This is a genomic window from Cupriavidus sp. DL-D2, from assembly GCF_039710735.1.
Lineage (GTDB): Bacteria > Pseudomonadota > Gammaproteobacteria > Burkholderiales > Burkholderiaceae > Cupriavidus.
In genome coordinates this window covers 363,740-388,266 of the sequence record NZ_JBDKXK010000002.1, presented here as the reverse complement: position 1 = coordinate 388,266, position 24,527 = coordinate 363,740, and the positions used below count along the sequence as shown (strand labels likewise).

Genomic DNA, 24,527 nt, shown 5'->3' with positions numbered 1-24,527 from the left:
TCGGCAGTCCAAGTTGCCATCGTTGGCAAGCAGAACCGCCTGCCCTCTCCCCCGCCCCTCTCCCGCATGCGGGAGAGGGGAGCAAACAAGGGAAAAGAAAAAGACTTTACGCCGCGTGCTTCGTCGTATCCGCTTCATACCCGCTGCGGTCCACCGGAAACACGATGCGGAACGTGCTGCCACGGCCCACTTCGCTGGTCACGCGCAGGTCCGCATGGTGGCGCGACAGCACGTGCTTGACGATGGCCAGCCCCAGGCCCGTGCCACCGGTGTCGCGCGAACGGCTGCGGTCCACGCGATAGAAACGTTCGGTGAGACGCGGGATATGTTCCGGGGCGATCCCCAGCCCCGTATCGCTGACCGAGAACACGGCATGTCCGTCGGTGTATGTCATGCGGATCGCGATGCGGCCGCCCTCTGGCGTGTAGCGCACCGCGTTCGACACCAGATTCCCGAGCGCCGACAGTAGTTCGCCCTCGGCACCGCGTACCGTCACGCCCGGGTCGATCTCGCTGCGGATCTCGTGGCGATCCTGCGAAAGCGCTTCCGCGTCGTGTACCAGATGGGCCATCAGCGCCCCCACATTGACGCGCTCATGGCATGGCGGCTGGGCATCCGACTCCAGCTTGGCCAGCGCCAGCAGGTCTTCGACGATATGCTGCATTCGCATCGACTGCACAAGCATCAGTTCGATATAGCGATTGCGGTCTTCCTCCGACACTGGCAAGTCGCGCACGGTTTCCAGGAAACCAGTCAGCACTGTGAGCGGCGTCTTCAGTTCGTGCGAGACATTGGCCACGAAGTCGCGGCGCATCGCCTCGGTGTTCTCCACCTTGGTGATGTCCTGGGTGAGCACCAGCTTGCGATTCTCGCCGTAGGGCAGGATCTGCACCGAAGTGATGTTGCGCTTGTGCTCGCCCATATCGCGCATCACCAGCGGCTCGTCGTAACGCTCGCGCGTCAGATAGTGAACGAATTCCGGACGGCGTATCAAGTGGGTGATGCGCTGGCGCACGTCGCGCTTGGCGTTCAGGCCGAAATGCTGCTCGGCCACATCATTGCACCACTCGATCTGATCGGCGTCATCGAGCATCAGCACACCATATGGCGATGCCTGGATGGCCTGGATAAATCGCGTGTGTTGCTGTTCCACCGACAACACCTGCGTGCGCCACCGTTTGACCAGCCGGTGCAGGCGGTAGTAGACCTCGCCCCACAGACCCAACGCGCTAGGAATTTCCCCATAGGCTGGAGCATCCAGCACACGCCACAGCCGATTGATCTGGAACAGGTAATAGCTCAGCAGCAGGAGCAGGGAAACGGAAAGGAACAGCAGGCCGGTGATAGCGCCCGCCGCGGCGTACAGGCCTGCGGCAATGGCTATCAGGCTGACGAGGATGGCCACGGAACGGGCCCAGATGACATTCATGCGAGGGAAAAAGGTTCGGTCGGCAGTCGCATTGCGACAAAGTGTGCCACGAAAGCGTATGCAGGTGGCATGACGCCTGGATTATCCGACATCGGTCTGGGCGGCCCTCGCTGCACCGCCCCCGACCAGGACAACGAAGATCAGTGGCTCGGCGAACGCGCCAGCCGGTAGCCGCTGCCGCGTACCGTTTCGATCATGTTGCTGTAGCCGCCCGGCGTCAGTGCCGCACGCAGGCGCTTGATGTGGACGTCGACCGTGCGCTCCTCAACGAAAACGTGATCGCCCCAGACTTGATCCAGCAGTTGCGACCGGCTGTGCACCCGTTCCGGATGCGTCATCAGGAAGTGCAGCAGGCGGAACTCCGTAGGACCCAGGTCCAGCTTGATCGGACCGGTCTCGTCCTGCCCCGTGACGCGATGCGTTGCGGGGTCCAGACGCAAGCCGTTGATCGCCACCACGTCGTCGGTCAGTTGGGGCGCACGGCGGCGCAGAACCGCCTTGATACGTGCCAGCAGTTCCTTGGGCGAGAAAGGCTTGGTGACGTAATCGTCCGCACCGGCTTCCAGACCCATGACCTTGTCCTGCTCCTCGCTGCGCGCGGTGAGCATGATGATCGGGATCTGCTTGGTACGGTCGTTGGTGCGCAGTTCCTTGGCAAAGGTGGCGCCCGACTTGCCCGGGAGCATCCAGTCCAGCAGAACGAGGTCGGGCAGGACATCGCTCATCAGTGACAACGCCTGCTCGGCGTTGTACGCGCGGATCGGATAGTGCCCCGCGTGCTGGAGATTGACGGCAATCAGCTCGGCGATTGCCGGTTCGTCTTCAACAACGAGAATACTGCTTGGCATGTAGTTTTTTCTCCGCTTATCGATGCTGGCGCGTTATCAGCTCAGGGCTTCGCGCTCCATGTCTTCCCGTGAAGTGTGGCGAACGTCCGTCCCCTTCACGATGTAGATGATGAATTCTGCAATATTCTTGGCGTGGTCACCGATGCGTTCGATGGCCTTGGCGATGAACAGGAAATCCAGCGCCACCGAGATCGTGCGCGGGTCTTCCATCATGTACGTGATCAGCTTGCGCACGAACGCGCGGAATTCCTCGTCGATCGCCTTGTCGTCCTTGACGATGCGCGCAGCCGCCACGGTGTCGAGCCGTGCGAACGCGTCCAGCGCCTGGCGCAGCAGCGTGATCGCCATTTCGCCGGACAGCTTCACTTCCGCGTAGTTGATGTTGTGCGCGGCGGCATCTTCCATGATGTGCTTGGTCCGCTTGGCCACCTTCTCGGCCTCGTCACCCGCACGCTCAAGATTCGTGATCGTCTTCGAGATGGCCATCACCAGGCGCAGGTCGCGCGCGGTGGGCTGGCGGCGGGCGATGATGTTGCCGCAATCCGCGTCGATCTCCACTTCCAGCGCGTTGAGCTGGTGTTCGCGGGCGATGACCTGATCGGCCAGATCGGCGTCGAAATCGGCCAGCGCGCGCATGGCCAGTTCGATCTGCGCTTCCACCAGGCCACCCATTTGCAGCAGCTTGGTATTGATGGCGTTGAGGTCTGCGTCGAACTGGGTCGAAAGGTGCTTGTCAGTCATGGTCTTCTCCTGGCCTCTAACCTGCGAATCAGCCGAAGCGGCCGGTGATGTAGTCTTCGGTTTCCTTCCGGTGCGGCTTGATGAAGATCTTCTCGGTCTCGCCGAATTCGATCAGCTCGCCCAGGTACATATACGCCGTGTAGTCCGAGCAGCGCGCCGCCTGTTGCATGTTGTGGGTCACGATCACCACCGTGTACTCGTCCTTGAGTTCGGCGATGAGTTCCTCGATGCGGCCCGTGGAAATCGGGTCCAGCGCCGAGCACGGTTCGTCGAGCAGCAGCACTTCCGGGCGGATGGCGATGCCGCGGGCGATACACAGACGCTGCTGCTGGCCGCCGGACAGGCCGTAGCCGGACTGGTGCAGCTTGTCCTTGGCTTCGTTCCAGAGCGCGGCCTTCGAAAGCGCCCACTCCACGCGGTCGTCCATTTCCGAGCGCGACAGCTTCTCGAACAGGCGCACGCCGAATGCGATGTTGTCATAGATCGACATCGGGAACGGCGTCGGCTTCTGGAACACCATGCCAACCTTGGCGCGCAGCAGGGAAATGTCTTCCTTGCTGGTCAGCAGGTTGGTGCCGTCCATGTTGATCTCGCCCTCGGCGCGTTGCTCCGGGTACAGCGCATACATCTTGTTGAACGTGCGCAGCAGCGTGGACTTTCCGCAGCCGGACGGGCCGATGAACGCCGTGACCTTGCGGTCCGGGATCGACATGTTGATGTTCTTCAGCGCGTGGAACTGGTTGTAGAAGAAGTTCAGGTTCCGCACGTCGATCTTGGCGCGCACGGTATCGGGAATATCGATGACGGTAGAGGTCATGCTGATGTCTCGCTTGAATTCGGTAGTCGGGCTGGGTGCCGGTTATTTCTTGAACAGCATGCGCGCGATGATGTTCAGCGCAAGCACACCAACAGTGATCAGGAACACACCGGCCCAGGCCAGTTGCTGCCATTCCGTGAACGGGCTCATGGCAAAGCGGAAGATCGTGACCGGCAGGTTGGCCATCGGCTTGTTCAGGTCGCTGGTCCAGAACTGGTTCGACAGCGCAGTGAACAGCAGCGGCGCGGTTTCGCCAGCGATACGTGCCACCGCCAGCAGCACGCCGGTGATGATGCCTGCGTACGACGACTTGACCGTGATCGACAGCACCATCTTCCACTTGGGCGTGCCCAGCGCCACGGCCGCTTCACGCAGTGCATTCGGCACCAGGTTCAGCATGTTCTCGGTGGTGCGGACGACGATGGGAATCTGCAGCAGCGCCAGCGCACAAATGCCGGCCCAACCCGAGAAGTGGCCCATGCGAGTCACCACGAGGGCATAGACGAACAGGCCGATCACGATCGACGGCGCCGACAACAGGATGTCGTTGATGAAGCGCGTGAAGCTGGCCAGGTACGACTTCTGGCCATACTCGGCCAGGTAGATACCGGCCAGGATGCCCAGCGGCGTGCCGATCAGCGTGGCCACGCCCACCATCACGAAACTGCCGAAGATGGCATTGGCCAGACCGCCGCCGGCGGTATTCGGCGCCGGCGTCATCTGGGTGAACAGGTCGATCGACAACCCGCCCACACCCAGCGTGATCGTGGTCCAGAGAATCCACGCCAGCCAGAACAGGCCGAAGATCATGGCGCCCAGCGAGGCAGCCAGTGCAATCAGGTTGATACGGCGGCGACTGTTCTGCAGGCGGCCGCGCACGACGTCCGCATCAGGGCGAACTGCCGGAATCGACGACGAAGACATGGTGTGACTGGCTTGGTTCATTTGCCACCCTCATTCTTGGCTAGGCGCAGCAGCAGGAGCTTGGACAGCGCCAGCACCACGAAGGTAATGAAGAACAGGATCAGGCCCAGTTCCATCAGCGCCGCGGTGTGCAGGCCAGCGCCGGCTTCGGCAAACTCGTTGGCCAGCGCGGAGGTGATGCTGTTACCCGGCGAGAACAACGACACGTTGTCCAGCAGGTTGGTATTGCCGATCACGAACGTGACGGCCATGGTTTCACCCAGCGCACGGCCCAGGCCGAGCATCACGCCGCCGATGACACCGGCACGCGTGTAGGGCAGCACCACGCGCCACATCACTTCCCACGTCGTGCAACCCACACCGTAGGCCGACTCCTTGAGCAGCACCGGCGTGACTTCGAACACATCGCGCATCACCGAGGCGATGTAGGGAATGATCATGATCGCGAGAATCACGCCTGCGCACAGCAGGCCGATACCCAGCGGGGCACCCTGGAACAGCTTGCCGATCACGGGCAACTGGCCCACGGTATTCGACAGCGGCTTCTGGAAGTACTCGCCGAAGATCGGCGCGAACACGAGCAGACCCCACATGCCGTAGACGATGGACGGCACCGCTGCAAGCAGTTCGATGGCAGTGCCGAGCGGCCGGCGCAGCCAGACTGGCGACAGCTCGGTAAGAAACAGTGCAATGCCGAAGCTGACCGGCACAGCGATGATAAGGGCGATCAGCGACGTCACCACGGTGCCGTAGATCGGCACGAGCGCGCCGTAGACGTCGGCGGGTGGATCCCACTCGGCGGTCCACAGGAACGCGAAGCCGAATTGCTTGATCGACGGCCATGCGCTGATGGCCAGTGACACGATGATGCCGCCCAGCAGCAACAACGTCACGATGGCGGCGCCGCGGGTCAGGCCGCCGAACAGGATGTCGCCAAGACGGCTTGGAGGCCGGACGGCTGGGAGATCGGACGTAGTCGCCATGATGGGGAAACGTTGGGTGGATCGGTTGCCGCGGCGCCATTCCGGCCACCGCGGCACCGCCGCCCTGTGCCGCATCAGCGACATCGGGCGACAGGTCTTGCTTTCAGCAACCCACTACTGCGGGTTGCCAAAGTCCTGCTGACAGACAGAGCTTAGTACAGGGACTTAGTACAGCGACTTGCCCGAACCGTCCTTGACGCTTTGCTTCCACGTGGCGCGGATCTGGTTCACGACCGCTTCCGGCAGCGGCACGTAGTCCAGGTCCGTGGCCATCGCGCCACCGCTCTTGTAGGCCCAGTCAAAGAACTTCAGCACTTCCTGGCCTTGCGCAGCCTTGTCCTGGGTCTTGTGGACCAGAATGAAGGTGGCGCCGGCGATCGGCCATGCACCCTTGCCCGACTGGTTCGTCAGGATCTGATAGAACGACTTGTTCCAGTCGGCGCCAGCAGCAGCAGCCTTGAACGCGTCGTCGCTCGGCTGCACCACTTCACCAGCAGCGTTCTTCATGACCAGGTGGGTCATCTTGTTCTGCTTGGCGTAGGCGTACTCGACGTAGCCGATGGCGCCGTTCAGGCGTTGCACAAAGGCGGCCACGCCTTCGTTGCCCTTGCCGCCCGTGCCGCCACCCGGCCAGTTGACGGTGGTGCCTTCACCCACGGTGCTCTTCCAGTCGGGGCTGACCTTCGACAGGTAGTTCGTGAAGATGAACGTCGTGCCCGAGCCGTCAGCGCGGCGCACCGGCAGGATGTCCTGGCTCGGCAGCGAAACCTTCGGGTTCAGCGCCTTGATGGCCGGATCGTCCCACTTCTTGATCTTGCCCAGGTAGATGTTGGCCAGCACGTCACCCGTGATGGTCAGTTCGCCCGGCTTCACACCTTGCAGGTTGATCACAGGCACCACGCCGCCGATCACGGTCGGGAACTGGACCAGGTTGCCCTTGGCCAGTTCTTCGTCCTTCAGCGGAGCGTCCGAGGCACCGAAATCAACGGTCTTGGCGCCGATCTGTTTGATGCCGCCCGACGAACCGATCGATTGATAGTTGACCTTGTTACCCGTTGCTTTTTGGTAGGCGTCTGCCCATTTGGAATACACGGGCGCCGGGAACGAGGCGCCTGCACCGGTAATTTCCGCCGCGAACGCAGTACCCGCTACGACCATCGAAACGATGCCTGCTACGGCAGTCTTGACCAGCTTCATATGTCCTCCAGAGAACATGGTTGGGGAATGACAAATTTTTGACAAGGCGAACTTTATGCTCCCTGTGTGACAGTTCCATGACATCCCCAAATCTTCTTCAAGCTCTCCGCCATATGGCCGATATCCGCGCCTTCGTCACGAATTTGTCGCACCGCCGTGCTGTAATCGCCACTCGATTTTGCGCTGCCCTCCTCTTCCTCCATGACCGTGCTGTCACATTCTGTGCTGCACCCTGTCCGGCGGTTAATTGCCAAATTTGAAAAAAAAAAGCCACGGCGGGAGCCATGGCTTTCGTCTGGAACCTACGGTGACTGAATCGCGTCAGGCAGCGCGCAGCGCGTTGGCCAGCGTCTGGGCCGCACGCTCGGCGGTCTCCACCTGCTCGGCTTCCACCATCACGCGCACGACCGGCTCCGTACCCGAGGCGCGAATCAGCACGCGGCCGCGGCCCTCCAGTTCCGGCTCGACTTGCGCGCGTGCCGCGCTCAAGCCCGCATGGCTTTCCCAGTCAAAGCCCTTCTCCACGCGCACGTTGATCAGCGTTTGCGGGAAAAGGCTCACGCCATCGAGCAGTTGCGACAGCGTCTTGCCGCTACGGCGCAGGGCAGCCAGCACCTGCAGCGCCGAGACGATACCATCGCCCGTGGTATGGCGATCCAGGCAAAGCAAGTGGCCCGAGCCTTCGCCACCCAGTTGCCAGCCGCGCTTGTTGAGTTCTTCGAGCACGTAGCGGTCGCCCACCTTGGCGCGGACAAACTCGACGCCCTGGCGCTTGAGCGCCAGTTCCACCGCCATGTTGGTCATCAACGTGCCAACTGCGCCTTCCACCTTCTGACCGGAAGCCAGGCGATCGCGCACGATCAGGTACAACAGTTCATCGCCGTTGTAGAGGCGGCCTTGTCCGTCCACCACCTGCAGCCGGTCCGCATCGCCATCGAATGCCAGCCCCAGGTCAGCGCGATGATGGCGCACGGCCTCTACCAGTTTTTCCGGCGCGGTAGCGCCATACCCGGCGTTGATGTTGCGGCCATCGGGCTGGTTACCGATCGGCACCACCTCGGCACCCAGTTCGTGAAAGACATGCGGTGCGATGTGGTACGCGGCGCCATGGGCGCAGTCCACCACGATGCGCAGCCCGTGCAAATCCTGTTCGTACGGGAACGTGCTCTTGCAGAACTCGATGTAACGGCCCGCCGCATCGTCGATTCGCTTCGCACGGCCCAGGTCCTCGGAGCGCACGCATAGCATCGGTTCATCGAGTTGCGCTTCGATCTTGGCTTCGAGTTCATCAGGCAACTTGTCGCCCGAGGCCGAGAAGAACTTGATGCCGTTGTCGTAGTACGGATTGTGGCTGGCGGAAATCACCACGCCTGCCGCCAGGCGCAGCGCGCGGGTCAGGTAAGCAATCGCCGGTGTCGGCAACGGACCGGTCAGTTGCACATTCACCCCTGCGGCCGTGAATCCAGCCTCCAGCGCGGCTTCAAGCATGTAGCCAGAGACGCGGGTGTCCTTGCCGATCAATACGGTCGGCTTGCCCTGCGTGGTCTTTTGCCCAAGGGCCAGCACCTTGCCGGCCGCATAGCCGAGCCGCATCACGAAATCCGGCGTGATCGGCGTTTCGCCAACACGTCCACGCACACCATCCGTCCCGAAATATTTGCGAGTCATCGTTCTGTTTCTCCCAATTCTCACCACGATCACCGTGGTTACTGTATTTGCCGTACGTCTATGCGTCTGCTGGCCTGTTCGTCGGTTCTTGCGGCTGTCGCTTACGGCGCTACCGATTCATGGCGGATCGCCCACCAGACCTTCAGGGCATCCACGGTTTGTTCCACGTCGTGCACGCGCACGATGAATGCGCCCCGCTCGGCGGCGCAGACCGCCGCGGCGATACTGGCTGCCACACGTTCCTGCGGCGGCTTCCCACCCACGATGGCACCAAGCGTCGACTTGCGCGACAGGCCAGCCAACACCGGCAGCCCATCGATCGCCAGCCGCGTCATCTGCCCCAGCAGGCGCAGATTATGATCCGGCGTCTTGCCAAAGCCAAAGCCCGGATCGAGCGAAATGCGCGAATCGTCCACGCCCGCCGCCCGAAGGGTTGACACGCGCTCGCGCAGGAATGCTTCCACCTCGGCGACTACATCATCGTATTGCGGGTCTTCCTGCATCGTCTGCGGGTCACGCTGCATATGCATGATGCAAAGCGCCGCTTGCCCGGCAACCACGGCTTGCGCCGCGCCCGGCATACGAAAGCCCCAGATATCGTTGATCAAATCGGCTCCGCCTGCCAGCGCGGCGCGCATCACCTCGGGCTTGTACGTGTCGATTGACAACGGTTTGCCGCAATTCGCCAGCGCTTCGACGATGGGCATCACGCGTGCGAGTTCCTCATCGAGCGGCAGTGCAGCGGAACCTGGACGGCTCGATTCGCCGCCGATATCGATGATATCGACGCCCTCCGCGATCATCCGCTCCGCATGCCGGATAGCCGCATCGCGCGAGGCATGTCGCCCGCCGTCCGAGAACGAATCGGGCGTCACGTTGAGAATGCCCATCACGAGTGGGCGGCGGTCGCGGGCGAACCGGTAACGCCCGCACTGGAAAAACTCGCTCGACAAGATTGACGTCCTGAAAAACAAAAAAGCCGGTGCACCAGGCACCGGCTTCGCAGGCTATCAGAAACCACCGCGTTTGAAACCGTCGGAAACGGTCGCTTACGCTCGGCTCCTCGCCGTATTACACCGTGTCGTCGACTCGTGCCGTGGCCGGCGCGTTGGACGGGGTCACCGGCGAACCGCCGCCCGGAGGCGTGCTGCCGCCACCGCTCGGACCCTGCAGGTGACGCGGCGGGCGCGGCGGCTTGCCGGCCATGATGTCGTTCACCTGTTCGGCGTCGATCGTTTCCCACTCCATCAGCGCGTTGGTCATGGCTTCGACCTTGTCGCGATTCTCTTCGAGCAGGCGCTTGGCCAGCGCATACTGCGTATCGATGATCGTGCGGATTTCTGCATCGACCTTCTGCTGCGTCGCTTCCGAAACCGTCTTCGACGACAGCTTGCCGAACATGCCATCCTGCTCGGTATCGACATACACCATCGCGCCGAGCGAATCGCTCATGCCGAAGCGGGTCACCATGTCGCGGGCAATCTTGGTGGCACGCTCGAAGTCATTCGAAGCCCCGGTGCTCATGGCGTTGAGGAAGACCTCTTCCGCGGCACGGCCGCCGAACAGGATCGCGATTTCCTCAAGCATGTTGTCCTTGTACTTCGAGTACTTGTCATGCTCCGGCAACTGCCACGTCACGCCCAGTGCCCAGCCGCGCGGCATGATCGTAACCTTGTGGACCGGGTCGGCCTTCGGCAGCAGCTTGGCCACCACCGCGTGGCCGGACTCGTGGTAAGCCGTGGCCTTGCGCTCTTCCTCGCGCATGACCGTCGACTTGCGCTCCGGACCCATGTAGATCTTGTCCTTGGCGTCCTCGAAGTCCTGCATGTCCACCACGCGCTTGCTGCGGCGGGCGGCAAACAGTGCAGCTTCATTGACCAGGTTGGCCAGGTCGGCGCCCGAGAAGCCCGGCGTACCGCGTGCGATCACCGACGCGTCCACGTCGTTGCCGATCGGCACCTTGCGCATATGAACCTTCAGGATCTGCTCGCGGCCGCGGATGTCCGGCAGGCCAACATAGACCTGGCGGTCGAAACGGCCCGGACGCAGCAGCGCCTTGTCCAGCACATCCGAACGGTTGGTCGCAGCGATCACGATCACGCCCGAGTTGGCTTCGAAGCCGTCCATCTCGACCAGCATCTGGTTCAGTGTTTGCTCGCGCTCGTCGTTACCGCCGCCCATGCCGGCGCCGCGATGGCGACCGACCGCGTCGATTTCGTCGATGAACACGATGCAAGGCGCCTGCTTCTTGGCGTTCTCGAACATGTCGCGGACACGGGCTGCACCTACGCCGACGAACATTTCAACGAAGTCCGAACCCGAGATGCTGAAGAACGGCACCTTGGCTTCGCCAGCGATGGCGCGCGCCAGCAGCGTCTTGCCGGTACCCGGAGGGCCAACCAGCAGCACGCCGCGCGGAATACGACCGCCCAGCTTCTGGAATTTCTGCGGATCCTTGAGGAAGTCGACCAGTTCGACGACTTCTTCCTTCGATTCGTCGCAGCCTGCGACGTCGGCGAAGGTCACCGCGTTCTGGTTTTCATCGATCAGGCGCGCACGGGACTTGCCGAACGAGAAGGCACCGCCTTTCCCGCCGCCCTGCATCTGCCGCATCATGTAGAACCAGAAGACGATGATCAGCAACGTCGGTCCCAGGTAATACAGCGCCTGGACCAGCACGTTCGGTTCGTCATCGGCCTTGCCGGTCACCTGGACGCCGTACTTCATCAGGTCGCCGACCATCCAGATGTCGCCCGGCGAGATGATGGTGTACTTGGACCCCTCCTTGGGGGACACCACGAGGTTACGGCCCTGCACGTCGACACGCGACACCTTGCCGTTCTTGGCGTCATCCATGAACTGCGAGTAGGTGACACCGTCCTGGGCACGCGGTTTGTCGAACTGCTTGAAGACGGTGAACAAAACCAGCGCGATTACGAGCCAGATTGCCGCCTTTTGAAACAGGTTGTTATTCAAGGCCGAACTCCTTTGCAATTGCCTTGCCAACGGGAAGCTGCATTGCATTGTAATGCAGTGCCCGTCCCCACAGGGAAATCTGATTCTATGGGCCTGATAGTGCCCGAGCCAGCCGCTTCAGGGCAAGCCGGCGTCACCCGGCAAAACCCCAATCCCTCAACTTTCAGTCCAACGACTTCAGGTAACGCCCAAGAATGAAGGTTTCTGAAGACTTGTCGCGCGACGCCTTGGGCTTGCGGCTCGCCACCACCTTGAACTGACGTTTGAATTTTTCCACGATCTGGCTGTAGCCCGAGCCGTGGAAACACTTTACCAGCAGCGAACCCTCCGGTTTCAGGTGCGCCTGGGCAAATTCCATCGCCAGATCGCACAAATACTCGATCCGCGCCGAGTCAGCCGAGGCCACACCGGACAAATTGGGGGCCATGTCCGAGATAACAAGGTCGATTCGCGAACCGCCGGAGGCTTCCAGCACCACCTTTTCCAGTTCGTGGAACACGCTTTCCTCCCGGAAGTCTCCCAGGATGAACGTGACGTCCGCCACGGGTTCCATGGGCAGGATGTCGATCGCGATGACCGCCCCGTCGATGCTGCCGTCCTTGGCCCGGGGAGAGTCCGCGAGCCGGTTCCGCGCGTACTGGCTCCAGCTGCCCGGCGCGGCGCCCAGGTCCACGATGACCTGCCCCGGCCGGATCAGCTTGTCCTGCTCGTCGATCTCCTTGAGCTTGAAGGCCGCGCGGGCGCGATAGCCCTCGCGCTGCGCCATCTTCACATAGGGATCGTTGATGTGGTCGTGCAGCCACGACTGATTGAATTTGTTCTTGCCCTTGGCCATTGCCTCGACATGCCTTTCTGCGGGAGCTGCCCGTCACGTTTTGCGACAGATCACAGCTTTATCTCCCGATTTTGGTGATCCTTGCCGCCTGCCGGCGACATTTTGGCGGATAATACGCGCCAATTCGATATTAGCCTTCCCGATGCCAGCCCTTCACCTGATTTCCGCCCAACGTTCCGAACTGCGCTCGCGCGCCCACGGCCTCAACCCCGTGGTCATGATCGGTGCGGAAGGCCTGACCCCTTCCGTGCTTGCCGAGATCGACCGCAGCCTGGCTTCGCACGACCTGATCAAGGTCCGGGTGCTCGGCGATGATCGTGACGCACGCGTCGCCATCTACGAAGCCATTTGCGACGAACTCAGCGCCGCGCCGATCCAGCATATTGGCAAGCTGCTCGTCATCTGGCGCCCCGGCCCTGCCCGCCTGAAGGAAAACCAGCCCGAAGACTTCGGCGCAGTCGAAAAGCGCCGTCTGGGCGCTGGCGCCGCACCGCGTACCGTCACGGTGCGCAAGCCGGCCACCGGGGGCATGCGTCGTCCGAAGAGTTCGTCGGTGCGTGTGCTCGGCAACGAGCGCGTGACCCAGGGCGGCAACGTCAAGCGCTCGCGCGCCCGCCCGGCCAGCCAGAAAAAGAAGTCCTTGGGTTGATCGGCCGGCGGCCGATCGGTTCCATGAAAAAGGCGGCCCCGGCCGCCTTTTTTGCGCTTTGCTGATCGCTCCTGCTTGTTTCCCGCGTATTACTCCGCGTATCACTCGCCCGACGATCTGGGCGCACTCGCGCGCCAGACCAGTACCAGCGCCAGCAGGCTCTGGACCAGGTAGAACACGCTCGACACGCCGTGCAGCATGCCAAACTCGCGCTTGTATGGTGACTCCGACACGCCCAGGTTCAATGCCTGTGCCTTCACCTTGAGTCCTTCCATGAACGGCTGCACGCCGAAATAGCCAGCCAGCACGCATACCAGCATGGCGAGCACGATCCACCGCAGTGTCCGGTAGCGCGCCGCACCCCGGCGAATCAGCACATTGCACAGTACGAGCTGGAGCACACCGACCGTCACACCGATCATCGCCTGGTAGCGGAACAGATGCCCGGCAATCATGCCTGCGGTTTCCCGGCTTTGCAGCACGGAGAAGAGCGTCGGCGCCACCATGTAGCCAACCGTCCAGAGGCTCCCGGCCCACACCACCGTCAGCAACAAGAAGACGCGATGCGGCAGCGGCGGCAGGTTCGAGTAAGAGGACGAGAACATCCCGTCGCTCAGATGTAGCGAACCGTGATGACTTCGTACTCGCGGTCGCCGCCCGGGGCCAGCACGGTGGCCACGTCGCCCTCGAACTTGCCGATCAGCGCACGGGCGATCGGCGAACTCACCGAGATCTTGCCGCTTTCGAGGTCGGCTTCGTCATCGCCAACGATCTGGTAACTCACGGGCTTGCCCGATTCCAGGTCCTCAAGGTCCACGGTGGCGCCAAAAACGATGCGGCCATCGGTGTCGAGTTGCGTGGGATCAATGACCTGTGCCGCGCCCAGCTTGGACTCCACTTCCTGGATGCGGCCTTCGATAAAGGCCTGCTTTTCCTTGGCAGCGTCGTACTCGGCATTTTCCGACAGGTCACCCTGGGCGCGCGCTTCGGAAATGGCGTTGATCACCGCAGGGCGTTCGACGGCCTTGAGGCGCTGCAGCTCTTCCCTGAGCAGTTCGGCGCCACGCTTGGTAATCGGAATGGTGCTCATGTCTCGTTCAACAAAAAAATGAGCCGCAGCGGAGTGGGATTCATGCCCCGGCAAACTTCTGCCAGGCGGCACGCCCGCTCAAACCGCGGCTTTCAGATGGAATCGACCGGCTCCAGGCCGGTCGATCTGCGAATTCAAAACGTAGTGTAGGCCAGAACCGCCGCCAGTTTCAACCCGGCGGCGGCCCGGCTGCGCCGCATCCGTTACGCGGCAGCGCAGCAACTACGTGGCATCAGGCCAACTGCTTGTGCAGGCTCTGCAGGTCATAGACCTCCAGGCTCTGCATGTGCTTCAAACCCTCCACCGCGGCGTTGGCGCCGGCGATGGTGGTGTAGTAAGGCACGCGGCCGGCCAGTGCGGCGATGCGGATGGAGCGCGAATCGGCGATCGCCGTACGCGTTTCGTCCACGGTCGTGAAGACCAGCGCCAGTTCACCGTTCTTGATCATGTCGACAATGTGCGGACGGCCGTCCTTCACCTTGTTGACCACGCGAACCGGAATGCCGGCGGCCTCGATGGCCGACGCCGTACCCCGCGTGGCGACGATCGGGTAGCCCAGGTCGTGCAGCATGCGGGCCACGGCCACGGCGCGCGGCTTGTCGCTGTCCTTCACCGTGATCAGCACCGTGCCCTTCTCGGGCAGACGCGAACCGGCGGCCAGCTGGCTCTTGAACAGGGCCTCGCCAAACACCTTGCCCACGCCCATCACTTCGCCGGTGGAACGCATTTCAGGTCCGAGGACCGGATCCACGCCCGGGAACTTGTTGAACGGGAACACCGCTTCCTTGACGCTGAAATACGGCGGAATCACTTCCGCGCCGATGCCTTGCGAGTCGAGCGACTGGCCGGCCATGCAGCGCGCGGCGATCTTCGCCAGCGACAAGCCGGTCGCCTTCGACACGTACGGCACGGTACGCGAGGCGCGCGGGTTCACTTCCAGCACGTAGACGATGTCCTCGCCGTTCTTCTGCTGGATGGCGAACTGCACGTTCATCAGGCCGACCACGTTCAGCGCCTTCGCCATCGCGGCGGTCTGGCGCTTCAGTTCGTCGATCGTGGCTTGCGCCAGCGAGTACGGCGGCAACGAGCAGGCCGAATCGCCCGAGTGCACGCCAGCCTGTTCAATGTGCTCCATCACGCCGCCGATGAACACGCGTTGACCGTCGCACAGCGCGTCCACGTCGCATTCGATCGCATCGTTCAGGAAGCGGTCCAGCAGCACCGGGGAATCGTGCGAAACCTTCACGGCCTCGCGCATGTAGCGTTCGAGGTCGCGCGGCTCATGCACGATTTCCATGGCACGGCCGCCCAGCACGTACGACGGACGCACCACCAGCGGGTAGCCGATTTCCTCGGCCAGGCGCAGGGCTTCGTCCTCGGCGCGCGCGGTGCGGTTCGGCGGCTGGCGCAGGCCCAGCTCGTGCAGCAGCTTCTGGAAGCGCTCGCGGTCTTCCGCCGCGTCGATCATGTCCGGGCTTGTGCCGATGATGGGCACGCCGTTGGCTTCCAGATCCAGCGCCAGCTTCAGCGGGGTCTGGCCGCCGTACTGGACGATCACGCCAACCGGCTTTTCCTTCTCGACGATTTCGAGCACGTCTTCCAGCGTCAGCGGCTCGAAATACAGGCGGTCCGACGTGTCGTAGTCGGTCGACACGGTTTCCGGGTTGCAGTTGACCATGATGGTCTCGTACCCGTCTTCGCGCAGTGCCAGCGCAGCGTGTACGCAGCAGTAGTCGAACTCGATACCCTGGCCGATCCGGTTCGGGCCACCGCCCAGCACCATGATCTTGCGGTTGTTGGTCGGCTCTGCCTCGCACTCGCCATGTTCGGCTTCATACGTGCCGTACATGTACGCGGTGTTGGTGGCGAACTCGGCCGCGCAGGTGTCCACGCGCTTGTAGACCGGACGCACATTGTGGGCGTGACGTGCCGCGCGTACGGCCTTGGCATCTGTCTTCATCAGCTTGGCCAGGCGGCGATCCGAGAAGCCCTTCTGCTTCAGGAAGCGCAGCTCGGCAGCCGACAGGCTGTCCAGCGTGCGACCGCGGGCCAGGCCTTCGGTCTTGATGATGTCTTCGAGCTGTGCCAGGAACCACGGATCGATCGACGTCTCGGCGTACACCTCTTCCAGCGACATGCCCAGACGGAACGCATCGCCCACGTACCAGATACGGTCCGGACCGGCTTCGCCGATTTCCTCGATCACCTCGTCGCGGTCGGTGGACTTCTCGTCCAGGCCGTCCACGCCAACTTCCAGGCCGCGCAGTGCCTTCTGGAACGATTCCTGGAACGTGCGGCCCATCGCCATCACTTCACCCACCGACTTCATCTGGGTGGTCAGGTGGCTGTCGGCCTGCGGGAATTTTTCGAAGGCGAAACGCGGCACCTTGGTGACCACGTAGTCGATCGACGGCTCGAACGATGCCGGGGTCTGGCCGCCGGTGATTTCGTTCTTCAGCTCGTCCAGCGTGTAGCCCACGGCCAGCTTGGCCGCGACCTTGGCGATCGGGAAGCCGGTGGCCTTGGAGGCCAGTGCCGACGAACGCGACACGCGCGGATTCATTTCGATCACGATCATCCGGCCATCGACCGGGTTGATCGAGAACTGCACGTTCGAACCGCCAGTGTCCACGCCGATTTCGCGCAGCACGGCCAGCGAGGCGTTACGCAGGATCTGGTATTCCTTGTCCGTCAGCGTCTGCGCCGGGGCCACGGTGATCGAGTCGCCCGTGTGGATACCCATCGGGTCCAGGTTCTCGATCGAGCAGATGATGATGCAGTTGTCCGCCTTGTCGCGGACCACTTCCATCTCGTATTCCTTCCAGCCGAGCAGCGATTCTTCGATCAGCAGTTCGCGCGTGGGCGAGAGGTCCAGGCCGCGCTTGCAGATCTCTTCGAACTCTTCGCGGTTGTAGGCGATACCACCGCCCGAGCCGCCCAGCGTGAACGACGGGCGAATCACGATCGGGTAGCCGGTGGTGCCCGTCTCCTGGGCGATGCGCGACTGCACAGCCACGGCCTCGTCCATCGAGTGGGCGATGCCGGACTTGGCCGAACCGAGACCGATCTTGGTCATCGCGTCCTTGAACTTCTGGCGGTCCTCGGCCTTGTCGATGGCTTCCGGCGATGCGCCGATCAGCTCCACCTTGTACTTGTCCAGCACGCCATGGCGATGCAGGTCCAGCGCGCAGTTCAGCGCGGTCTGGCCGCCCATCGTCGGCAGGATCGCGTCCGGGCGTTCCTTCTCGATGATGCGTTCGACCACTTCCCAGGTGATGGGCTCGATGTACGTGACGTCCGCCGTGCTCGGGTCCGTCATGATGGTCGCCGGGTTCGAATTGACCAGGATGACCTTGAAGCCTTCCTCGCGCAGCGCCTTGCAGGCCTGTGCGCCGGAATAGTCGAATTCACACGCCTGGCCGATGATGATCGGGCCGGCGCCGATGATTAGGATGCTCTTGATGTCTGTGCGCTTTGGCATTGCACGCTCTCTTTGTTGGCCGGCCCGCATGTCGTGCGGACCGTGCCGGATATCAGGTTGTCGTCGTCAGCCCAGTGTGGCCGTGGCCAGCTTGGCGCCGAAGCCGATGAACATCGCCCCTACTCCGCTTGACATGCCTGCGGACAGGCGGCGCCGGCGGCGGAACGCATCGGCCAGCTTCGCGCCCACGAAAATGATCGTGGTCAGGTAGGCGAAGCTGCAGATCTGGCAGACAAGCCCCAGCGCTACGAACGACAGCGCCGGATACGCGAACTGCGGATCCACGAACTGGATGAAGAACGAGATGAAGAACAGGATGGCCTTGGGGTTCAGCAGGCTGATGACCAGCGCCTTGGTGAACGGGTTGGCAGACCGGTCCAAAGGCTCTGCGGCCGCCTGCGCGCCCGCAGGACTGGCCGGCATCGACCAGTTGCGCACGGCACCGCGCAGCATCTGGAAGCCGATCCACCCCAGGTAGCCCGCGCCCACGTACTTGACCACGTGAAACAGCGCCGGGCTGGCCTGCAGCAACGATGCCACGCCGGCGGCGGACAACACCATCAGGATCGCATCGCCCAGGAACACGCCGCACGCGCCCTTGTAGCCCGCCCGCACACCGCGCTGGGCAGCCACCGACAGCACGTACATCGAATTCGGCCCAGGCAGCAGCACGATGAAGATCGTGCCGAGCACATAGGTCCAGAAATCGGTGACGCCGAAGCTGGCATGCATGAAAGCGTTCATGGCGGGCGGTCCTGTTCAGGTCTCTCGTTACGTCAGGGCGTCACGTCAGGCTGCGGCCTTGGCGCGCGCATCCTGCATCAGCTTCGTGAAGCGGTCGAACAGGTACGCGATGTCATGCGGACCCGGCGACGCTTCCGGGTGACCCTGGAAGCAGAATGCCGGCTTGTCCGTCAGGGCAAAGCCCTGCAGCGTGCCGTCGAACAGCGACGTGTGCGTGACGCGCGCGTTGGCGGGCAGCGTCGCGGCATCCACGGCGAAACCGTGGTTCTGCGACGTGATCACCACGCGGCCATCGTCATGGTCCTTGACCGGATGGTTGGCGCCATGGTGGCCCGTGCTCATCTTCAGCGTCTTGGCACCCACGGCCAGCGCCATGATCTGGTGACCCAAACAGATGCCGAACGTCGGGATACCGCGTGCGATGAACTCGCGCGTGGCAGCAATCGCGTAGTCGCAAGGCTCGGGGTCGCCGGGGCCGTTCGACAGGAACACGCCGTCCGGATTCAGCGCCAGCGCGTCAGCGGCAGTGGCCTGCGCCGGCAGCACAGTGACCTTGCAGCCGCGCTCGGCCAGCATGCGGAGGATGTTGAACTTGACGCCGTAGTCGAAGGCCACGACGTGGAACTGCGGCTTGTCCTGCTTGCCGTAGCCCTGGCCGAGCTTCCACTCGGTCTGGGTCCACTCGTACGGTTCCTTGACCGACACGACCTTTGCCAGGTCCATGCCTGCCAGGCCCGGGAACGAGCGTGCCAGGTCGATGGCCTTCTGGACGTTGTCCTCGCCAGCCAGGATGCAGCCGTTCTGGGCGCCCTTCTCGCGCAGGATGCGCGTCAGCTTGCGGGTATCGATACCGGCGATCGCCACGACCTTCTCTTGCTTCAGGTAGTGGGAAAGCGTGTGTTCCTTGCGGAAATTGGAGGCCAGAAGCGGCAGATCCTTGATGATCAGGCCGGCGGCATGGACTTTCGTGGCTTCGACATCCTCAGGGTTGACGCCGTAGTTGCCGATATGCGGATACGTCAGCGTGACGATCTGCCGGGAATAGCTCGGGTCGGTGAGGATTTCCTGGTAACCGGTGATAGCAGTGTTGAACACCACTTCGCCGATCGTATGGCCGGAAGCGCCGATGGAATAGCCACGAAAGACCGTGCCGTCTGCAAGCGCGAGTATGGCGGACGGAAAAGACGGTAGCACGGGTAAGGCTCCTGCTGGACTCACCCCGTGACCGACCTGCTCAACGCCTCGTGCCCCGTGGCGGCCCCGCGTCTGAACACTGGGGCGCAAGTGTCGCATGGCGATTTCATCACTTTTGTGCGGTGCATGAAAACGGCGTGCGCAACGGGGCGGCGGAAGGTGGAATACGGTAGGCGCTAGGGTGATGGGTTCTGAAAGCGAAACTTTCGAATTATATCCCGTTGGGCCCAAATTCTCAAGTATTCAAACACTTACGATGCCCTTGAGACAGATGCCACCCAACCGTCCACCCGCACTCGCCCGGTTCACATGGCCGGTGGCACGACCGCCGTCACTTCGATTTCCACCTTCGCGCGTGGCTCCACCAGGTCTGCTACCTCCACTGCCGTCATGGCCGGAAAATGCCTGCCGATGATGTCGCGGTAATGTTGGCCGATGGCCTTGTAGGCGGCCACGTATTCGACCTTGTCCTTCACATACCAGGTCATCCGCGCGATGTGCTCCGGACGTGCGCCGCCCTGCTCCAGCACCGACACGACGTTGCGCAGCGCCTGCGCCACCTGCAGCGCGAAGTCGTCGGTCTCGAATTCGCACTGGCCGTTCCAGCCGATCTGCCCGCCGACCATGATCAGGCGGCTGCCCACCTGCATCTCGGCCATGATGCCGTTGGCGTATCCCTTCGGCGCTGCCCATTCGGGCGGTTGCAATGTCTTCAGCATGATGTCTTCGATTCCGTGTCTATGTCAGTGTCAGGCAGTCTCGGTGCCCAGGTAGCGCTCCATTGCGGTGCGTACTGGCTCGGGCAAGGGCTGCGGGGTCATCGTGCGCGTGTCCACGCACACGAGGCGCTGGTCGATGGTCATGCGCGTGTCATCGTCGGCGCCTCCCGGCCCCATGAAGCGGATGGTCACGCCGAAGCTGCTGCGTCCCAGATGGGTGACGCGCAGCTCGCGGGTGAGTTGTTCGCCAAGTCGGCTGGGCGCGGTAAAGCGACACTGCAACGCTGCCGTGGGAATGCCGGCATGCCCGGAGAGATGCATGGCCTCGAACGGCCAGTCGAGGGCTTCGGCGAACCAGTCCTCGATAAAGTCGTTCAGCATCTCGAAGTAGCGCGGATAGAACACGATGCCGGCGGCATCGCAATGCTTGAAGCGCACGCGTACCGTGTTGCGGAATACCTCGGTCATCGCTGCGTCTCCACGTCGACGCCCTGCTCCGCTGCCATCTGGCGCAGCCGGAAGCGCTGCAGCTTGCCAGTCTCCGTGCGCGGCAGCACCGCCACGAACTCGATGCGGCGCGGATACTTGTATGGCGCGATCTCACGCTTGCAGTAGTCTTGCAGGGCAGCACGCGTGGCATCGGTTGCCGCCACACCAGGGCGCAACACCACGTAGGCCATCACCACCTGTCCGCGCTCGGCGTCGGGCGCGCCCACCACCCCGCACTCGGCCACCCACTCGTGCTTCATCAGCGTGCCTTCCACCTCGGGGCCGGCGATGTTGTAACCCGCCGAGATGATCATGTCGTCGGAGCGCGCCTGATAGAAGTAATAGCCATCGGCGTCCGCCACGAACGTATCGCCGGGCAAATTCCAGCCGTCGCGCACATAGTTCTCCTGGCGCGGATCGTCGAGATAGCGGCAACCCGTTGGGCCGCGTACCGCAAGCTTGCCCACGGTGCCGTGCGGCACGGGCTGCATGTCGTTATCGACAATGCATGCCTCGTAGCCCGGCACCACGCGACCCACCGCTCCGGGCCGCACTTCGGCACCTGCACTCGATACGAAGATATGCATCATCTCAGTGCCGCCCAGTCCATCGATCATCTCGATGCCCGTGGCACCCTTCCACGCCTGCCGCGTGGCATCGGGCAGCGCCTCGCCGGCCGAGACACTCTTCTTCAGGCTGGCTACGTCGAAGTTGCCGGCCAGCGCGGCCATCTGGCGATAGAACGTGGGCGCCGTGAAGACGATGGTCGCACGGTGGTCCTGAATCAGCTTCAGCAGCGTTTCGGGCGTGAGCTTCTCGGCCAGCGCCGTGCTCGCGCCGGCACGCAACGGGAAGCACAGCATGCCGCCGAGTCCGAACGTAAACGCCAGCGGCGGCGTGCCGCAGAAGATGTCGTCGGGCGTGGGCTTCAGGACATGGCGCGGGAACAGGTCGCACATCGCCAGCACATCGCGATGGAAATGCATCGTGCCCTTGGGCTGGCCCGTGGTGCCGCTCGTGAAAGCGATCAGGCAGATATCGTCGGCAGCGGTGTCGCAGGCGGCGAAGGTGTCGGGCTTGCCGGCCATTGCTGTTTCGAGAGCATCGTCGCCTTCGCCGTTGAAATAACGCACCGTGGTCAGTGTCGGGCAATAGTGCTCGTTGTCTGCGCGCTGGTTGGTCTCGAGCTCTTCGCGCAGCCGCGCATCGCAGAGCGCCGCGCTCACCTGCGCCTTGTCGATGACCTGCCGCAGCTCCTTGGCGCGCAGCAGCGGCATCGTCGGGACGGCGATCAGTCCGGCCTTGAGCGTGGCCAGCCAGCTCGCCGCCATCATCAGGTTGTTGGGCCCGCGCAGCAGCACGCGGTTGCCCGGCACCAGCCGCATGTCTTCCACCAGCACATGCGCGATGCGGTTGACCAGTGCCGCCAGCGCGGCGTAGGTCACGGTCTCGATGCGACCGTCTCGCTCGTGGCGTACGGCCACTCGCGCGCCGTTACCCTGCTCGACGTGTCGATCGACCAGTTCGACTGCGGCATTGAAGCGCGGCGGGTAATGCGTATCGTCATTGAACGTGAACACCGGCCACTGCTCGGGCGGCGGCAGCCGGTCGCGCGCGAAGGTATCCACGTGAGCGGTAGCGACAGTAGCGGACTGGGGGGCGGCCATGCTTGTCTCCTGGATTTGGCTATGCCTGGCGCGCGGCCAGCGTCTCGCGCGCGATGATCAGCTTCTGCACTTCGGTGGCACCTTCGTAGATGCGCAGCGAACGAATCTCGCGGTACAGGCTCTCCACACGCGTGCCGACTTTCACGCCCAGCCCACCGAACATCTGCACAGCGCGGTCGATAACCTGCTGCGCGTTCTCGGTGGCGACCATCTTCGCCATCGCGGCCTCGCGCGTCGTGCGCTGCTGCTTCACATCGCGCAACCACGCCGCGCGGTAGGTGAGCAACGCTGCAGCATCGATGGCTGTAGCCATGTCACCGATAGCGGCCTGCGTCAGTTGCAAGTCGGCCAGCACGCCACCGAACATCGGCCGCGACGTGGCACGCGCCAGTGCATCGTCGAGTGCTGCACGGCCAAAGCCCAGTGCCGCCGCCGCAACGGAGGCGCGGAAAATGTCGAGCGTCATCATCGCCACCTTGAAGCCCTGCCCTGCTTCGCCAAGTCGGTTTTCCACCGGCACGCGGCAGTTGTCGAAACGAAGCGTGGCGAGCGGATGGGGTGCGATCACGTCGATGCGTTCGGCAATGGACAGGCCCGGCGTACCGGCATCGACCACGAAGGCGGTGATGCCACGTGCGCCCGGTGCTTCGCCGGTGCGGGCGAACACGCAATAGAAGTCGGCGATGCCTCCGTTCGATATCCACGTCTTCGAGCCATCGAGCACATAGTGGCTGCCGTCTGCGGAGAGTTGTGCACTGCATTGCATCGCGGCCACATCGGAACCCGCCTCGGGTTCGGACAGCGCGAATGCGGCGATGGCCTCGCCACGCGCCACGCGCGGCAGATAGCGCTCGCGCACCGCATCGCTGCCGGCGAGCGTGATAGCTCCCGAGCCCAGCCCCTGCATCGCGAAAGCGAAGTCGGCCAACCCGTCGTGACGCGCCAGCGTTTCTCGCAGCAGGCACAGCGCGCGCGAATCCAGTTGCGGCAACGCGCCGCCGAAGGCTTGCGGCACGCAGTAGCGGAGCCAGCCGGCCGTCCCCAGTTGACGCACCAGCGCGCGGCATGACGCGTCTGCATCGTGGTGGTCGATATCCTTCAGATGTTCCGTGCACCAGCCGTCGAGTTCACGTTCGAGCTGGCGATGGGCCGCATCGAAGAAAGGCAGGTCGAGATAGGTTTTGTCGCTCATGGATGCTCAGGTTCCTCAATCGCCTTCGAAGACGGGTTTCTGCTTGGCCACGAAGGCGTCATAGGCACGCCGGAAGTCACGCGTCTGCATGCAGATCGCCTGCGCCTCGGCTTCGGCTTCAATGGCTTCGTCCACGCCCATATTCCATTCCTGATGCAGCAGCTTCTTGGTCACGCCATGCGCGAAAGTCGGGCCTGTGGCGATTTGCGTGGCCAATGCCTCTGCTTCAGCCAGCACAGCGTGCGAGCCGTGCAGCGCGTTGAAGAAGCCCCACTGCAATCCTTCCTCGGCAGTCATTGCGCGCCCCGTGTAGAGCAGTTCGCTTGCCCGTCCCTGGCCGATCATGCGCGGCAGCAACGTACAGGCACCCATGTCGGCACCTGCGAGGCCGACTCGCACAAACAGGAAAGCGGTGCGCGCGTGTTCGGTGCCCAGTCGCATATCCGAAGCCAGCGCCATCATGGCGCCCGCGCCCGCACAGATGCCGTCGATGGCACTGATGATCGGCTGCGGGCATGCACGCATCGCCTTGACCAGATCACCCGTCATGCGCGTGAAGTCGAGCAGTTCGGGCATCGACATCCTGGTGAGCGGGCCGATGATCTCGTGCACGTCGCCGCCCGAGCAGTAGTTGCCGCCCGCGCCGGTGATCACGACGGACTTGATGTCGGTGGCGTAGCACAATCCCCGAAAGAGGTCGCGCAGTTCGGCGTAGGAGTCGAACGTCAGCGGATTCTTGCGCTCGGGCCGGTTCAATGTGATCGTGCCCACGCGACCATCGGGGGAGACGGACCAAAGGAAGTGCTTCGGTTGAAAGTCCGCAAAGGCGCGCTTGTGATGGCGCATGTCCAGGGCGATGTCAGTCATGGTGGTGCCTCGCTTGT

Annotated in this window: 22 protein-coding genes; 1 reads left to right on the top strand and 21 read right to left on the bottom strand. The window is 63.1% G+C overall.

Annotation, left to right across the window (positions count from 1 at the left end):
* Positions 1-106: 106 nt before the first annotated feature.
* The 11 genes from phoR to ABDB81_RS02795 form a co-directional block, all read right to left on the bottom strand.
* On the bottom strand, positions 107-1,429 hold the full coding sequence (phoR, locus tag ABDB81_RS02845) for a phosphate regulon sensor histidine kinase PhoR (RefSeq protein ID WP_160472669.1): 1,323 nt from the start codon (positions 1,427-1,429) through the stop codon (positions 107-109).
* Between the two features lie 140 nt (positions 1,430-1,569).
* Entirely contained in the window at positions 1,570-2,277 is a 708-nt protein-coding gene (gene phoB, locus ABDB81_RS02840) for a phosphate regulon transcriptional regulator PhoB (RefSeq protein WP_137924201.1), read from the bottom strand.
* Between the two features lie 36 nt (positions 2,278-2,313).
* On the bottom strand, positions 2,314-3,018 hold the full coding sequence (phoU, locus tag ABDB81_RS02835) for a phosphate signaling complex protein PhoU (protein WP_137924202.1): 705 nt from the start codon (positions 3,016-3,018) through the stop codon (positions 2,314-2,316).
* A gap of 28 nt (positions 3,019-3,046) precedes the next feature.
* The gene (gene pstB / locus ABDB81_RS02830) at positions 3,047-3,835 is read right to left on the bottom strand and encodes a phosphate ABC transporter ATP-binding protein PstB (RefSeq protein WP_137924203.1); all 789 of its coding nucleotides are present in this window, start codon (positions 3,833-3,835) and stop codon (positions 3,047-3,049) included.
* Between the two features lie 42 nt (positions 3,836-3,877).
* Positions 3,878-4,780 (bottom strand): phosphate ABC transporter permease PstA, encoded by a 903-nt coding sequence (gene pstA, locus ABDB81_RS02825; protein ID WP_137924204.1) that lies wholly within the window; start codon positions 4,778-4,780, stop codon positions 3,878-3,880.
* On the bottom strand, positions 4,777-5,742 hold the full coding sequence (pstC, locus tag ABDB81_RS02820; protein WP_137924205.1) for a phosphate ABC transporter permease PstC: 966 nt from the start codon (positions 5,740-5,742) through the stop codon (positions 4,777-4,779). The genes pstA and pstC overlap by 4 nt, the downstream gene beginning before the upstream one ends.
* Positions 5,743-5,907: 165 nt before the next feature.
* Positions 5,908-6,939: a phosphate ABC transporter substrate-binding protein PstS gene (gene pstS / locus ABDB81_RS02815; RefSeq protein ID WP_160472670.1), complete on the bottom strand. Its 1,032-nt coding sequence runs from the start codon at positions 6,937-6,939 to the stop codon at positions 5,908-5,910.
* A 321-nt stretch (positions 6,940-7,260) separates the two neighbouring features.
* On the bottom strand, positions 7,261-8,607 hold the full coding sequence (gene glmM, locus ABDB81_RS02810; protein ID WP_346809671.1) for a phosphoglucosamine mutase: 1,347 nt from the start codon (positions 8,605-8,607) through the stop codon (positions 7,261-7,263).
* 101 nt (positions 8,608-8,708) lie between these two features.
* A complete protein-coding gene (gene folP, locus ABDB81_RS02805; RefSeq protein ID WP_346809669.1) occupies positions 8,709-9,560 on the bottom strand; it encodes a dihydropteroate synthase in 852 nt (283 codons plus the stop codon).
* A 118-nt stretch (positions 9,561-9,678) separates the two neighbouring features.
* Positions 9,679-11,583, bottom strand: a complete 1,905-nt coding sequence (gene ftsH / locus ABDB81_RS02800) for an ATP-dependent zinc metalloprotease FtsH (protein WP_137924209.1) — start codon at positions 11,581-11,583, stop codon at positions 9,679-9,681.
* 163 nt (positions 11,584-11,746) lie between these two features.
* Positions 11,747-12,418 (bottom strand): RlmE family RNA methyltransferase, encoded by a 672-nt coding sequence (locus tag ABDB81_RS02795; protein WP_137924210.1) that lies wholly within the window; start codon positions 12,416-12,418, stop codon positions 11,747-11,749.
* Between the two features lie 142 nt (positions 12,419-12,560).
* On the opposite strand from ABDB81_RS02795, the gene ABDB81_RS02790 reads away from it, so the two are divergent.
* Positions 12,561-13,067 (top strand): YhbY family RNA-binding protein, encoded by a 507-nt coding sequence (locus ABDB81_RS02790; protein ID WP_346809667.1) that lies wholly within the window; start codon positions 12,561-12,563, stop codon positions 13,065-13,067.
* Between the two features lie 101 nt (positions 13,068-13,168).
* Here ABDB81_RS02790 and ABDB81_RS02785 read toward each other — a convergent pair whose 3' ends face one another.
* The 10 genes from ABDB81_RS02785 to ABDB81_RS02740 form a co-directional block, all read right to left on the bottom strand.
* Positions 13,169-13,672 (bottom strand): DUF4149 domain-containing protein, encoded by a 504-nt coding sequence (locus ABDB81_RS02785; RefSeq protein WP_137924212.1) that lies wholly within the window; start codon positions 13,670-13,672, stop codon positions 13,169-13,171.
* 8 nt (positions 13,673-13,680) lie between these two features.
* Positions 13,681-14,157 carry a transcription elongation factor GreA gene (greA, locus tag ABDB81_RS02780; protein ID WP_137924213.1) on the bottom strand — a complete coding sequence of 159 codons (477 nt, stop codon included), beginning with the start codon at positions 14,155-14,157 and terminating at the stop codon, positions 13,681-13,683.
* Between the two features lie 232 nt (positions 14,158-14,389).
* A complete protein-coding gene (carB, locus tag ABDB81_RS02775) occupies positions 14,390-17,638 on the bottom strand; it encodes a carbamoyl-phosphate synthase large subunit (protein WP_137924214.1) in 3,249 nt (1,082 codons plus the stop codon).
* A 66-nt stretch (positions 17,639-17,704) separates the two neighbouring features.
* Positions 17,705-18,382, bottom strand: a complete 678-nt coding sequence (leuE, locus tag ABDB81_RS02770) for a leucine efflux protein LeuE (protein ID WP_137924215.1) — start codon at positions 18,380-18,382, stop codon at positions 17,705-17,707.
* Positions 18,383-18,427: 45 nt separating this feature from the next.
* Positions 18,428-19,576, bottom strand: coding sequence for a glutamine-hydrolyzing carbamoyl-phosphate synthase small subunit (carA, locus tag ABDB81_RS02765; protein WP_137924216.1), 1,149 nt, complete (start codon positions 19,574-19,576; stop codon positions 18,428-18,430).
* A 305-nt stretch (positions 19,577-19,881) separates the two neighbouring features.
* Positions 19,882-20,292 carry a RidA family protein gene (locus ABDB81_RS02760; protein WP_346809690.1) on the bottom strand — a complete coding sequence of 137 codons (411 nt, stop codon included), beginning with the start codon at positions 20,290-20,292 and terminating at the stop codon, positions 19,882-19,884.
* A gap of 33 nt (positions 20,293-20,325) precedes the next feature.
* Positions 20,326-20,763: a thioesterase family protein gene (locus tag ABDB81_RS02755; protein ID WP_137924218.1), complete on the bottom strand. Its 438-nt coding sequence runs from the start codon at positions 20,761-20,763 to the stop codon at positions 20,326-20,328.
* Positions 20,760-22,451, bottom strand: a complete 1,692-nt coding sequence (locus ABDB81_RS02750; RefSeq protein WP_160472675.1) for an AMP-binding protein — start codon at positions 22,449-22,451, stop codon at positions 20,760-20,762. The genes ABDB81_RS02755 and ABDB81_RS02750 overlap by 4 nt, the downstream gene beginning before the upstream one ends.
* A 19-nt stretch (positions 22,452-22,470) precedes the next feature.
* A complete protein-coding gene (locus ABDB81_RS02745; protein ID WP_160472676.1) occupies positions 22,471-23,643 on the bottom strand; it encodes an acyl-CoA dehydrogenase family protein in 1,173 nt (390 codons plus the stop codon).
* A gap of 15 nt (positions 23,644-23,658) precedes the next feature.
* The gene (locus ABDB81_RS02740) at positions 23,659-24,510 is read right to left on the bottom strand and encodes an enoyl-CoA hydratase family protein (protein WP_137924221.1); all 852 of its coding nucleotides are present in this window, start codon (positions 24,508-24,510) and stop codon (positions 23,659-23,661) included.
* Positions 24,511-24,527: the final 17 nt, after the last annotated feature.

Bases quoted from the DNA above. Each gene is read 5' to 3' on its own strand.
- phoR (WP_160472669.1), bottom strand. From the start codon at position 1,429: ATGAATGTCATCTGGGCCCGTTCCGTGGCCATCCTCGTCAGCCTGATA.
- phoB (WP_137924201.1), bottom strand. From the start codon at position 2,277: ATGCCAAGCAGTATTCTCGTTGTTGAAGACGAACCGGCAATCGCCGAG.
- phoU (WP_137924202.1), bottom strand. From the start codon at position 3,018: ATGACTGACAAGCACCTTTCGACCCAGTTCGACGCAGACCTCAACGCC.
- pstB (WP_137924203.1), bottom strand. From the start codon at position 3,835: ATGACCTCTACCGTCATCGATATTCCCGATACCGTGCGCGCCAAGATC.
- pstA (WP_137924204.1), bottom strand. From the start codon at position 4,780: ATGAACCAAGCCAGTCACACCATGTCTTCGTCGTCGATTCCGGCAGTT.
- pstC (WP_137924205.1), bottom strand. From the start codon at position 5,742: ATGGCGACTACGTCCGATCTCCCAGCCGTCCGGCCTCCAAGCCGTCTT.
- pstS (WP_160472670.1), bottom strand. From the start codon at position 6,939: ATGAAGCTGGTCAAGACTGCCGTAGCAGGCATCGTTTCGATGGTCGTA.
- glmM (WP_346809671.1), bottom strand. From the start codon at position 8,607: ATGACTCGCAAATATTTCGGGACGGATGGTGTGCGTGGACGTGTTGGC.
- ABDB81_RS02795 (WP_137924210.1), bottom strand. From the start codon at position 12,418: ATGGCCAAGGGCAAGAACAAATTCAATCAGTCGTGGCTGCACGACCAC.
- ABDB81_RS02790 (WP_346809667.1), top strand. From the start codon at position 12,561: ATGCCAGCCCTTCACCTGATTTCCGCCCAACGTTCCGAACTGCGCTCG.
- ABDB81_RS02785 (WP_137924212.1), bottom strand. From the start codon at position 13,672: ATGTTCTCGTCCTCTTACTCGAACCTGCCGCCGCTGCCGCATCGCGTC.
- greA (WP_137924213.1), bottom strand. From the start codon at position 14,157: ATGAGCACCATTCCGATTACCAAGCGTGGCGCCGAACTGCTCAGGGAA.
- carB (WP_137924214.1), bottom strand. From the start codon at position 17,638: ATGCCAAAGCGCACAGACATCAAGAGCATCCTAATCATCGGCGCCGGC.
- leuE (WP_137924215.1), bottom strand. From the start codon at position 18,382: ATGAACGCTTTCATGCATGCCAGCTTCGGCGTCACCGATTTCTGGACC.
- ABDB81_RS02755 (WP_137924218.1), bottom strand. From the start codon at position 20,763: ATGACCGAGGTATTCCGCAACACGGTACGCGTGCGCTTCAAGCATTGC.
- ABDB81_RS02750 (WP_160472675.1), bottom strand. From the start codon at position 22,451: ATGGCCGCCCCCCAGTCCGCTACTGTCGCTACCGCTCACGTGGATACC.
- ABDB81_RS02745 (WP_160472676.1), bottom strand. From the start codon at position 23,643: ATGAGCGACAAAACCTATCTCGACCTGCCTTTCTTCGATGCGGCCCAT.
- ABDB81_RS02740 (WP_137924221.1), bottom strand. From the start codon at position 24,510: ATGACTGACATCGCCCTGGACATGCGCCATCACAAGCGCGCCTTTGCG.